10 protein-coding genes are annotated in these 12,242 nt (G+C 58.0%); 5 read left to right on the top strand and 5 right to left on the bottom strand.

Going from position 1 to position 12,242, the window contains the following annotated elements; genetic code table 11:
* Window positions 1–38 precede the first annotated feature (38 nt).
* Window positions 39–1,004, top strand: a complete 966-nt coding sequence (locus tag QMZ29_RS17170) for a PDR/VanB family oxidoreductase (protein ID WP_147823243.1) — start codon at window positions 39–41, stop codon at window positions 1,002–1,004.
* Window positions 1,005–1,034: 30 nt separating this feature from the next.
* On the opposite strand, the gene QMZ29_RS17165 is transcribed toward QMZ29_RS17170, so the two are convergent.
* From QMZ29_RS17165 to QMZ29_RS17150, 4 genes are all read right to left on the bottom strand, one after another.
* Window positions 1,035–2,105, bottom strand: a complete 1,071-nt coding sequence (locus tag QMZ29_RS17165; RefSeq protein ID WP_043142690.1) for an ABC transporter ATP-binding protein — start codon at window positions 2,103–2,105, stop codon at window positions 1,035–1,037.
* Window positions 2,098–3,867 (bottom strand): ABC transporter permease, encoded by a 1,770-nt coding sequence (locus QMZ29_RS17160; protein ID WP_261426746.1) that lies wholly within the window; start codon window positions 3,865–3,867, stop codon window positions 2,098–2,100. Before QMZ29_RS17160 ends, QMZ29_RS17165 begins: the two co-directional genes overlap by 8 nt.
* 78 nt (window positions 3,868–3,945) lie before the next feature.
* Window positions 3,946–5,034, bottom strand: a complete 1,089-nt coding sequence (locus tag QMZ29_RS17155; protein WP_043142713.1) for an ABC transporter substrate-binding protein — start codon at window positions 5,032–5,034, stop codon at window positions 3,946–3,948.
* Between the two features lie 164 nt (window positions 5,035–5,198).
* Complete coding sequence (locus tag QMZ29_RS17150; protein ID WP_060434959.1) at window positions 5,199–6,116, bottom strand: DMT family transporter; 918 nt, start codon at window positions 6,114–6,116, stop codon at window positions 5,199–5,201.
* A 290-nt stretch (window positions 6,117–6,406) separates the two neighbouring features.
* On the opposite strand from QMZ29_RS17150, the gene QMZ29_RS17145 reads away from it, so the two are divergent.
* The 3 genes from QMZ29_RS17145 (at window position 6,407) to brnQ (ending at window position 9,187) form a co-directional block, all read left to right on the top strand.
* A complete protein-coding gene (locus tag QMZ29_RS17145; RefSeq protein WP_025304190.1) occupies window positions 6,407–6,739 on the top strand; it encodes a tRNA-binding protein in 333 nt (110 codons plus the stop codon).
* A gap of 30 nt (window positions 6,740–6,769) precedes the next feature.
* Window positions 6,770–7,651, top strand: coding sequence for a 2OG-Fe dioxygenase family protein (locus tag QMZ29_RS17140; protein ID WP_025304191.1), 882 nt, complete (start codon window positions 6,770–6,772; stop codon window positions 7,649–7,651).
* 213 nt (window positions 7,652–7,864) lie between these two features.
* The gene (brnQ, locus tag QMZ29_RS17135) at window positions 7,865–9,187 is read left to right on the top strand and encodes a branched-chain amino acid transport system II carrier protein (RefSeq protein ID WP_025304192.1); all 1,323 of its coding nucleotides are present in this window, start codon (window positions 7,865–7,867) and stop codon (window positions 9,185–9,187) included.
* Window positions 9,188–9,482: 295 nt separating this feature from the next.
* Here brnQ and QMZ29_RS17130 read toward each other — a convergent pair whose 3' ends face one another.
* On the bottom strand, window positions 9,483–10,487 hold the full coding sequence (locus tag QMZ29_RS17130; protein ID WP_173888412.1) for an IS110 family RNA-guided transposase: 1,005 nt from the start codon (window positions 10,485–10,487) through the stop codon (window positions 9,483–9,485).
* Window positions 10,488–10,709: 222 nt separating this feature from the next.
* Here QMZ29_RS17130 and QMZ29_RS17125 point away from each other — a divergent pair, with 222 nt between their 5' ends.
* A complete protein-coding gene (locus QMZ29_RS17125; protein WP_197770615.1) occupies window positions 10,710–11,939 on the top strand; it encodes an IS256 family transposase in 1,230 nt (409 codons plus the stop codon).
* The last annotated feature ends 303 nt before the right edge of the window (window positions 11,940–12,242 follow it).

The following is a 12,242-nucleotide window of genomic DNA, read 5'->3' as shown; positions in this document are numbered from 1 at the left end:
TTTCATGCGCGGGGACGCCCGCGCTTTGGAGCCAATGAATGACCAGCTATCAGATGCTTGATGTCCGCATCGTCGACATCGAAACCGTCACCGCACGGGTCAAGCGCTTTACCCTTGCGGATCCGCAAGGCCGGCCGCTGCCCGCCTTCAGCGGCGGCAGCCACATCATCGTGCAAATGCAGGACGGCGAGCAGCGCTACAGCAACGCCTATTCGCTGCTCAGCTCACCGTTCGAACTCGAGCATTACCAGATCGCCATTCGGCGCGAGTCTCCTTCCAAAGGCGGTTCCGACTTCATGCATGACCGGCTGGCGGTCGGCGATACGCTGACCATCAGCACCCCGAATAACCTGTTCGCGCTGGCGCCGGAAGCGCAACATCACGTGCTGATCGCCGGCGGCATCGGCATCACGCCGTTTATGGCCCATCTGCATGAGCTGCAACGCAGCGGCCAACGCTACCATCTGCACTACTGCTTCCACAGTGAAGAGCACAACGCCTTCCAGCAACAGCTGATGCAAGCGCCGTTCGCCGACAACGTCAGTTGCCATGTCTCCAGCCTTGGCGGCCGGTTGGATCTGGCGCGCACGCTGGCCGATGTGGAACCCGGCGCCCATATCTACGTCTGCGGCCCGGCGGCGCTGAACGAAGCGGTCTACCGGATCGCCGCCGAACGGGGTATCGATGCCGGTCGCTTGCACAGCGAAGCCTTTGCCGCCGAAGACACGGCGGGGGGCGCCTTTACACTGGTGCTGGCTCGATCGGGTATTGAGCTTGAAGTCGCGCAAGACATGACCATCCTGCAGGCGCTGGAAAACAGCAAGGCGGCCAAGGTCGAGTGCCTGTGCCGCGAAGGCATTTGCGGCACCTGCGAAACCCGCATCATCGAAGGGGAAGCCGATCACCGCGATCAATATCTCAGCGAGGAAGAACGCACGGCGCAGCAGACCCTGTTGATCTGCTGCTCGCGCGCCAAAGGCAGCCGGCTGGTGCTGGATTTGTAAAAGGAACGCCCGCATCGGCGGGCGTCCTGATTAGGCTTTCGGGAATATCCACAAATGCTCGGCCGGCAGGGAGAGCCGGCACAGCGTTTGATCGCGCGCCTCGTGGCCATAGGCACGCACCACGAAATCTTCGGCCACGGTGCGGAACAGGTATTCCCAGCGATCGCCGAGATACATGCTGGTCAGCAACGGCAGCTCAAGCTGGTTGCCCTGCGGATCTTCACCCAACCGCACGCGCTCGACGCGGATCACCGCCGTGCCCTCCTGCCCGACCTGCACGCCTTCGCCCGCTTTGCCCCACAGCGCCCAATCCTTACCTTCGATGCGCGCCCGATCGCCTTCCAGCGCGACGACCTTGCCCGGCAACCGGTTGTTGCTGCCCATGAACTCGGCGGTGAACAGCGTGGTGGGCGAACCGTACATCTCCTGCGGCGTGCCCTGCTGTTCGATTTTGCCGTTATTGAGCAGCAGGATGCGATCGGAAATGGCCATCGCCTCGTTCTGATCGTGGGTCACCATCAGCGCCGACAGACCCAGCTTGATGATCAACTCGCGCAGGAATACTCGCGCCTCTTCGCGCAGCTTGGCGTCAAGGTTGGACAGCGGCTCATCCAGCAGGATCACCGGCGGGTTGTAGACCAGCGCGCGCCCGATCGCCACGCGCTGCTGTTGGCCGCCGGAGAGTTGGTGCGGATGGCGTTTGGCCAAATGCCCCAGCCCGAGCTGATCCAGCACCGCCTGCACCCGCTGGGCGATTTCCGCCGAGGCAGTCTTACGCAGTTTCAGCGGGTAAGCGACGTTCTCAAACACCGTTTTATGCGGCCACAGGGCGTAGGACTGAAACACCAGCCCCAGATTGCGCTCTTCGGCGGGAATTTCACTGCGTGCGCTGCCGTTGTACACCGCGCTGTTGCCGATGACGATCCGCCCCTGGCTCGGTTTCTCCAGCCCGGCTACCGCCCGCAGCAGCGTGGTTTTGCCGCTGCCCGACGGGCCCAGCAGCGAGACCACTTCGCCCCGTTTCAGATCCATCGACACCCCTTTCAACACCGGGTTGTCGCCATAGGTCAAATGCAGATTCTCTACCGAAAGTTCAATCATGTAATTTCGCTCCAAAGCGCAAGGCGATCCCCAGCCCCAACACCACCAGCAGGATATTGATGAACGACAGCGCGGCGACGATATCGATAGCGCCCGCGGCCCACAGGGAAACCAGCATCGAGCCGATGGTTTCTGTGCCCGGAGACAGCAGATACACCCCGGTGGAATATTCGCGTTCAAAGATCAGGAACATCAGCAACCAGGAGCCGATCAGGCCGTAGCGCGACAGCGGAATGGTGACGTGGCGGGTGATCTGACCGCGGCTGGCGCCGGCGCTGCGCGCCGCCTCCTCCAGCTCCGGTCCCACCTGCAGCAGCGTAGAAGAGATCAGCCGCAGGCCGTAAGCCATCCACACCACGGTGTAGGCCAGCCAGACGCTGAAGATGGTGCTGCGCAGCGAACGCAACCAGACGATCACGTTCTCGCGCAGCCACTCGGCCATCGGCAGCACTGACAGCCAGCCTTCCTTAAGCGATTTGTCCAACCACATCGGCAGGAACAGAAACACCCACAGGAACGCCAGGCCGGCCAACAGCCCCGGCACCGCGCGCGGCACCAGCACGCTGTAGTCGAGGAAGCGCGTGGCGCCATCCGGCTTGCGGTGCATGGCAATGCCGATAAACAGATAGCACGCCACCGCCAGCGCCCCGCCGATCACCCCGATCGCCATCGAGTTGACGATGGCGCGCAGCAGGTTGGGTTGCGCCCAGATGGTGCGGAAGGTGTTGATCGACAGTTCGTCCCAGACAGACACGCCCACGCCCCAGTTGGAGATAAAGGCGCGCAGCACTACGCCGATCAGCGGCACGCCGATGGTCACGGTCAGCCAGAACATCACCACCGCGCCGGCCACCCAGCGCCATTTGCCCAGCGGCAGCGCGCGCGCCTGCGAGGCTTTGCCCTTGACGGTGACGAAACGGTTGGCGGTACGCATCAGCCTGCGCTGCAGCATCACCAATGGAATGGTGATGCAGATCAGCACCACCGCTACCGCCGCCATCAGGTGGTAAGAAGGCGTGCCCAGCTTGTTGGTCAACTGATACAGGTAGGTCGCCAGCACCAGGTTGCCTTCCGGATCGCCCAGCACCAGCATCAGGCCGAAAACCTCCAGCCCGAGGAAGAACAGCAGCACCCCGGCGTACAAGATAGACGGCCGCACCATCGGCAGGCTGACGGCGGTCATCACCTGCAGCGGCGTAGCGCCGGCGGTGCGCGCCGCTTCTTCAACGTCGGAGCCCACGCTGCGCAGCGCCGAGGAGATGTACAGATACGCGTGGGGCACGTGCGTCAACCCGGCTATCACCACGATGCTGGCCATCGAATAGATGTTCCACGGCACGAAACCCAGCAACGCTTCCGCCCACAGCGAGAAGAAGCCGACCGGCCCTGCCGCCACAACGTAACCGAAACCCAGCACCATCGGCGACACGAAGATCGGTACCAGAATCAGCGGTTCGATGATCCGCCGCCCCGGCAGATCGGTGCGCACCATCAGAAAGGCCAAAATGCCGCCGAGCGGGATGGCGATAATCACCAGGCCGAATGCCAGAATAAAGCCGCTTTTCAGCGCCTTGTAGAAATCCGGATCGGTAAAGATGAACTCGAAGGCCTCCAGGCTGAAGACCTTGGAGGGAGAGAAAAACGGAGCCGAGAGGAAGCTTTGAATGATGATAAACGACAGGGGGACATAGATAACCAGCGCGGTTATCAACACCACCAGGCCGCGCGGCAGGCTCTGCCACTTTCTGCGCCATGCTTGCATAAATGCTCCCTATGGTTGTAAACGACGACCAAAGGGCGCGCGCCCGTGCGGCAGGCGCGCGTCCGAATGCAGTCCCTGTTATTTCGCCGCGGCGGCGCGCCATTGTTTGATGTAGTCGAGACGTTTGGCCGGCTGCAGATATTCCAGCAGGCTGTCATCGACCGGGATCGGCTTGAGCGCGTTACCCAACAGCTTGGTCATGCCATCGATGTCGTTCTTGCCTTCGATGTCGTTGCGGATCGAGGGGATATCCGCCTGATTGGCGAGAATATTTTGCCCTTTCTCCGACAGCACGTAGTCGAACCACAGCTTGGCGGCATTAGGGTTGCCGGCCTCTTTGCTGATGAAGCTCACGCGCGACAGCACCAGGGTATAGTCTTTCGGATAGACGATGCCGAGCGACGGATCGCTCTTGGCGCGGGCCTCGGCGTATGAACCGAGGATATTGAAGCCGATCAGGTTTTCACCGGAGGAGACGCGCTCCATCATGGTGCCGGTGGAAGATTGCACCGCCAGCCCGCCCTTGGCCACGTCGGCCAGCGTTTTGAAGTAGTTAGGATCGGCCTTGAAGTCCTGCACCGACAGCATGAAGCCGACGCCGGATTTTTCGATGTCGTAGGTGGTGACTTTCTTCTTGAATTTGTCCGTCTGGCCGGCGATCAGTTTAGCCAGCGCCGCGTGTGAATCCGGCACATCGCCCTGCGGGATCAGCCGTTTGTTATAGATAAACACCACCGGCTCATAGGTGGTGCCATACACTTTATCTTGCCATACCGCCCATTTTGGCAGCTGAGCCCGCTCCGGAGAGGCATACTCCTGCGCGTAATCGCCCGCCAGTTTCAAAATGGTGTCCATCGACGAGCTCCAGACCAGGTCGCCGCTGGTGCCGCCGGCCGCCTGCTCGCTGATAAAGCGGTTATACAGTTCGGTGCTGTTCATGTCGTTGTATTCGACCTTGATGCCCGGATACAACGCCTCGAACCCCTGGATCAGCGGCGCCGCCGCCTTGGTGTCGGTGGTTGAATAAATCACCACCTTGCCTTCTTTCTTCGCGCCGTCGACCAGTTTCTGATAGTCGGCGGGGTAGCCCGCCGGGAAGGCCGCATAGGCGGAAACGGAGCCCAGTAAGGTGATAGCAGCTACGGTCGCGCTGATTTTTTTCATCATCATCCATCCCCTGATCACATTTAATAAACCAAAAATTAACATACAGTTAATATTTATGACGAGGCAACGGCGTTGCTTGTTATCTTTCGGTTTTGTGAGGTTGGACGTTTTTCAGCCAATAAAAAGCCCGGCAGCGCGGGCTTTACAGCACTTCCTATCGCAGACTATTCGGCCAGGTGAGAGCGCCGCAGCAGGCGAATTCGCTGTACGATGGCAACCCCCAGCAGCGTCAGAACAAATCCCGCCAGCTGCACCAGCGACAACGCCTCACCAAACAGCGCGTAAGCCTGCAGCGCCGCCGCCGGCGGCACCAGCAGCATCAGCGCGGTAATGCGAGTCAAATCGCCGTGGCGCACCATCCAAATGAACAGCGCGGTGCCGCCCAGCGACAACACGCCGGCCGACCACAGCAGCGAGAACCACAGCGTTGGCGAATTGTCCCAGGCGCCTGAGCCCATTACGGCCGCCAGTACGCCGGTCACGATCGCCGCGCCGAGGTGCTGAATGGCGCCTGCCGCCCGCAGATCGGCCGCCGCCAGCGAAGACTTCTGCACCATGATGCCTATCGTCAGCGCAACGATGCTGCCAAACCCCATCAGGATCGGCAGCAGCGCCATATTGCCGACGTCGATGCCGGTCAGCCGCGGGGAGAGCACCAGCGCAACGCCGATAAAACCGACCGCCAGCCCGGCCCAGGAACGTAACCCGATCGGCTTACGCAGCACCAGCGCGAAAATCAGCGCGGTAAACAGCGGCTGCAATCCGCCGATCAGCGACATCACTCCGGCCGCCAGGCCGTTCGCCACCGCCCACCAGCTTGCGGCAAGGTAAACACCGTTCATCAACATGCCGGTCAGCAGGTGCATTACGAACTGTCGCCCCTTGGGCCAGGCGCAATGCAGCGCCAGCAGAGCGAATACTGCCGCGGCGATCAAAAAGCGAAAGGTCAGGAAAAGGTTGGGATCGGCATGATCCGCCACCGCCCGCGCGGCAATAAAACCGGTCGACCAAATTAATATCAGGAAAAACGGCGCAATAAATGCCTTTCGCCGATCGCGTTTTTCGCGCTGGGTTATTTCCATATCACTACCTAAAAAATGCCGTTGATGAATTAATGCAGAGCATACTAACCAATTTAACACGGGCTTAACAGTATCGACGCTGGCACCAAGCAGGCGTGGTGAACATAATTGCGGGAAATAATGAAGTTTCAATCTTATATAATTCACCAAGCTTATAATTAATTCCACCACGTTACGATAATGTAAATTAATTGCTACATCCGGTATAACTATTCCCCTCCTGGCGGCATTGTCGGAATAATTCCCCTTTGCTAGCCTTCCTGAAGCCACTTAATTAACTGGACTGACTCATGGCCGAAATCACTGATTTTATGAAACTGGATATGCGTATTGGCGAAATTATTTCCGTGGAATATAACGACAAGGCATTAAAACCCGCCTATAAGCTGCGCATTGATTTCGGCGAAGAAATTGGCATTAAAAACAGCTCGGCGCAATTATGCGAAAACTATCAGGAAGATGATCTGCTTGGAAAAAAAGTCATCTCCGTCGTTAATTTCCCCGCCAGGCGGGTTGCCGGATTTAAATCTGAAGTGCTGGTACTTGCCGCGGTCACCCGGGATCAAGGCACTGTCTTGCTGAAACCCGATGTCGACGTGGAGATCGGCAGCAAGATTTTATAATCGCCACATCATTCGTGAGGCCACCGAGAAATGCGACAGTTATCCCTGCTTGATGAAGTTAAGAAGGCGTACCAGGAACACCGTTCAGCCTTTATCCCCGGCGCCACCATGCAAGCGATCCTGCTGGCGCTGGGCGCGCGGCCGGAAGATTTTGCCAGGCTGCAGCAGGTCAGCGCCAATCTGGCGGACGATCCCACACTGCCTTTCCGCAAGTCCAGAAACGGCCGCTTCTGCTTCGACTTCGATCGCGCCCAGATTGAGCGGCTGGAGTTCCAGCCTTTCGTGCTCTCGGTCGAGGAAGACTTCATCCGCTACGATTCGGGAAAGGTGCGCCATTTCCGCGGCATCAACGACGATCTGCAGTTGAATACGGCATTTCAGGCACTGATGAAATTCAAAGCCTACGTGATCGATGGCGTGAGCGTGACGCCGCGCCCCCGGCTTAATCAGGAGATCAACAAATTCGTCTGCACGGTGTTCAACCTGCGCACCGTCACCACGCCGCAGATGTTGGGCGAACCGGCGCTGGAAGGCGTACACAGCGACGGCGTCGACCACACCATGACGACCTTCCTCGGCTGCGACAACATGACCGACGACAGCGCCAAGACCTTTATTCACGATATGCGCGAAACCAGCGGGATCAAATTCGATCGCGCCCGGCCGGAATGGATTTTGGGCGAAATACAGCATCGGCATTTCCTCGATACCCTGCTGATTGTCGACCATGAGCGCAAACACAGCCTCTCACCGGTGGAAGCGCAGGACAAACGCCGGCATTCGACCCGTGATATGCTGATCTTTTTCACCCGTAAACCGGTCGAAGACGGCCACGTCTCCTTCGCGTATGACTCTTTTAAACCGCATATCGAAATCCCGCTGTCGATAGACATGGTGGCGCGCGCGAGCTAACGCGCTGCCGGGCCGGCCGCCAGGATCCCTCTGTGCGGCCGGTTCACGCCGGGGTAAACAGCGCGGGATTAATCAGGTTTTTGTCGCCGAATTATTATATCCTGCCGGACGAAAATTTTTGCGGGCTTACGCTGCCCCACGCGCCTCCTCCTGCAGTGCTTCATTCCGCAGCCAGGCCGTTTATTTCATGAATACAGGCAGTGCCATACCGTTATGACCAAGAGTTTATCCCCGAAAGACATTATCGCCCTGGGCTTTATGACCTTCGCCCTATTTGTCGGCGCCGGCAACATCATTTTCCCCCCGCTGGTGGGGCTGCAGTCCGGTGAGCATCTGTGGCCGGCCGCCCTCGGTTTTATGGTGACCGCCGTCGCCCTGCCGGTGATTGCCGTGATCGCGCTGGCGCGCGTCGGCGGCAGCATCAGCCTGCTGACTGGCCCCATCGGCCGCACAGCCGGCCTGCTGTTGGCGACCGTCTGCTATCTGGCGCTCGGCCCACTGTTCGCCACCCCGCGAACCGCCAATGTTTCTTTCGCCCTCGGCATCGCGCCCTTCACCGGCGACGGCGCCCTGCCGCAGTTCATCTACAGCCTGCTGTTCTTTACCCTAGCGATGGTCGTGTCGTTGTATCCTGGCCGCTTGCTCGATAACGTCGGCCACATTCTGGCGCCGCTGAAAATTCTGGCGCTGGCAGCGCTCGGCATCGCCGCCCTGGTCTGGCCCGCCGGTGCGCCGGTCTCCGCCGTCGGCAGCTATCAGGCCGCGGCGTTTTCCACCGGCTTCGTTCAGGGTTATCAAACCATGGACACGCTGTCGGCGTTGATGTTCGGCTCGATTATCGTCACCGCCGCCCGCTCGCGCGGCGTCAGCGACAGCGGCCTGCTGCTGCGCTACACCCTCTGGGCCAGCCTGATCGCCGGCGTCGGCCTGACTCTGGTCTATATCTGCATGTTCAAGCTCGGCGCCGGCAGCGGCAGCCTGGTCGGGAACGATGCTCAGGATGGCGCGGCAATCCTGCACGCCTATGTGCAGCACACCTTCGGCGATCTGGGCAGCGTCTTTATGGCGGTGCTGATGTTCATCGCTTGCCTGGTGACGGCGGTCGGCATGACCTGTGCCTGCGCGGACTTCTTCTCCCGCTACCTGCCGCTCTCTTACCGCACGCTGGTGGTTATCCTCGCCCTCTTCGCCATGCTGGTTTCCAACATGGGGCTGGCCAATCTGATCCGCGTCTCGCTGCCGGTGCTGACGGCGATCTACCCGCCCTGCATCGCGCTGGTATTGCTCAGCTTCAGCCAGAACCGCTGGCGCAGCGCCAAGCGCGTCTTCGCGCCGGTGATCGCTACCAGCCTGGTGTTTGGCCTCGCCGACGGCCTGAAGGCCTCCAGCTTCAGCAGCCTGCTGCCCGTCTGGTTCGATAAGCTGCCGCTGGCCGAACAGGGTCTGGTCTGGCTGCAGCCTACGCTGCTGGTGCTGTTGCTGGCGGCGGCTTACGACCGGTTGCGCAGCGCCGAAAGCATCAAGACCGCGTCGTAAACGCGGTTTCCGCCCATAAAAATCTATGGTCATCCCCGTTTTTGCAACACCGATTTTGATTTATGATGGGCTTGCTTAAATCTATACGGCGTCTGATGGGGAACACTGCGTTACCCGCGCCACGATGAAGTCCGCACCTGTTGAACCTGAAAAGGGTCTCGGCTTCAAAGAGCCATTTTTTATGTCAGGTTCATCAGCAGGTCGCTGTGCCGTTCATGTCATCATAATCAGTCGTCGCAAAACCAGGTCGTAACTGGGTATCCAAAGCGCTGACAGCTCTAACTGCCAGCGCTTTTTATTGGCTAAAAACGGTGCGATGCGCCGTGATAGCCCAGGCTATCCTGGCCAGTTTATTGGCCAGTCCACAGGCCACCACGTTCGAGTGATGCCGCGTCAACTGAATCTTCACCCACTCAGCCAGACGCCCCGGGTTATGCTCCAGCCGCTGCATAAAGGCCCGGGCACATTGGACCAGCAGGCGACGCAAATTTTTATCTCCCCGCTTGCTGATGCCCATCAGCGTGTTTTTCCCGCCAGTGCTGTATTGCCGCGGCACCAGCCCCGTCGAGGCGGCGAAGTCCCGGCTGCCGGCATAATTTTTCCCATCGCCCAACTTCGTGGCCAACAGGCTGGCGGTTATCATGCCGACGCCGGGAATGCTCAGCAGGCGCTGCGTGGCCTCGTCATCCGCCATATGCGTTTTTAACTCTTGTTCGACGCCCTCAATCTGTTCGCTGAGATAGACGTAATGTTGACGGACCTGCAGCAGCAGCCGGGTTAAATACGGCGGTAACGGATGCTCTTCGAGCACGGCGGTCAGGCGTCGGATAACGGCTCTACCGCGTGGCATGCTGATACCAAACTCCAACAGAAAGCCGTGCATCTGGTTGGTGGTTTTTACCCGTTCTTTGACGAACGCATCTCGGACACGATGCAGCGCCGCCATTGCCTGTTGGTCTTCGGTTCTTGGCGTCACGAAGCGCATGGAAGGGCGTGAGGCGGCTTCGCAGATGGCTTCGGCGTCGATGAAGTCGTTTTTGTTGCTCTTGACGAATGGCCGGACAAACTGGGGCGAGATGAGCTTAACCTGATGGCCGAGCTGGCTGATATGGCGCGCCATAAAGTGAGCGCCGGCGCAGGACTCCATGACGACGGTGGCCGCGCTGCAGGTGGAGAGAAAAGCGGTGAGCTGGGTACGAGAAAACTTCTTGCGCAGCAAGGCATGGCCGTCTTTATCCTGCGCGTGGACATGGAAAGTATGTTTGCCGAGGTCGATACCGATGAGCGTAATGTTTTGCATGATGATCCCCTCCGGAAAGAAAAACACCCTGTCAGCGTACCGCTCACAGGGTGGGGGTGACCATCTCATTAGGTTCATCGCGCTTTAGCGTGAACCAATAGAAAACCGCAGTCAGAACGTTTAGATTTGTATTCGCCAAAACACACCCTAAACTTGAGCCTGTACATAATTTGTGTAATTGCCTGATTTTGATATGTTCAACTCAACATCAAAAGAAGGTTGATTTACGGACGAAAACAGTTGCAGGCTCTGGCTAACGAACTGGCCAGAAACCTTAAAATCCCTGAGGATCTCAACCAGTTCGATCGCCTGCTGAAGAAAATCAGCGTCGAGGCGGCGCTCAATGCCGGAATGACCCATCACCTCGGCTACGATAAAAATCAGCCTAAACCAGCGACCAACGCCCGCAACGGCTATACCCAAAAGACCGTTATCACTGGCGATGGTCCGCTGGAGCTACGTACGCCACGCGATCGTGATAGCGCCTTCGAACCTCAACTGGTTAAAAAGAACCAGACCCGGATCACGGGGATGGATAACCAGATTTTATCCTTATATGCCAAAGGGATGACCACCCGCGAGATCGCCGCCATGTTTAAAGAGCTGTATGATGCTGATGTCTCGCCGGCTCTGAGCTCAAAGGTGACGGATGCCGTCATTGAGCAGGTTGTCGAATGGCAAAATCGGCCACTGAATGCTGTCTATCCCATTGTTTATCTTGATTATATCGTTCTAAAAGTGCAGCAAGATAGTCGCGTCATCAACAAATCCGTGTTCCTGGCGTTGGGTATCAATATTGATGGCCATAAAGAGTTTCTGGGTATGTGGTTGGCTGAAAACGTGGGGGCAAAATTCTGGCTGAATGTGCTGACAGAGCTGACAGAGCTGACAGAGCTGAAAAACCGTGGTCTGAACGACATTCTCAGTGCCTGTGTTGACGGGCTGAAAGGCTTCCCGGACGCCATCAACGCGGTGTATCCGCAGACACGCATTCAGCTGTGCATCGTGCATATGGTACGCAACAGCTTGCGGTTCGTCTCCTGGAAGGACTATAAGGCCGTCACCCGCGACCTGAAAGCCATCTATCAGGCTGCGACAGAAGAAGCTGGCTTGCAGGCGTTGGAAGCGTTCTCCAGCGCCTGGGACAGCCGTTACCCACAAATAAGCCGCAGCTGGCAGGCAAACTGGGCCAACCTTGCCACGGTTTTCACATATCCAGCTGATATTATTAAGATTATCTACACAGCGAACGCCATCAAGTCGCTAAATAGCATAATCAGGCACGCGCTGAAAAAGCGCAAAGTGTTCCCGACGGATGACGCTGTCAAAAAGGTGGTGTGGCTGGCGATCCAGGCAGCCTCGCAAAAATGGATCATGCCGTTGAAGGACTGGCGTATGGCAATAAGCCGCTTTATTATCGAGTTCGGTGACCGCCTGGACGGTCACTTCTAAGCAAAGGCATTTACACAGTAATGGTGTACAGGATCCCTTTTTACCGAATTGCCGCTTAGAGATGACACCATCCAGAGGGAAATGAGAACCAATTAATATTTTGCCTCGTTTGTCAACCAATCAAGCTCTCTGCCTGTAAACATAGAAACGCTGATCAGGCAGCCAGTATCAGCGCTCCACCGAATTTCCTATTAAAGCACAGTATAAACAATACGTTGTGCTTATATTGGAAGGGTTGCCTTCATTTAGCTTGCCCTCGTTTCCTTCGTAAAGACAGCCGAAAATAACCATCAATAGCTTGTT

It is taken from the genome of Serratia sp. PF-27, assembly GCF_030053255.1.
GTDB lineage: Bacteria > Pseudomonadota > Gammaproteobacteria > Enterobacterales > Enterobacteriaceae > Serratia > Serratia bockelmannii.
Note: the sequence above shows the minus strand (reverse complement) of the source record. Positions and strands in the feature narration are given on the sequence as shown.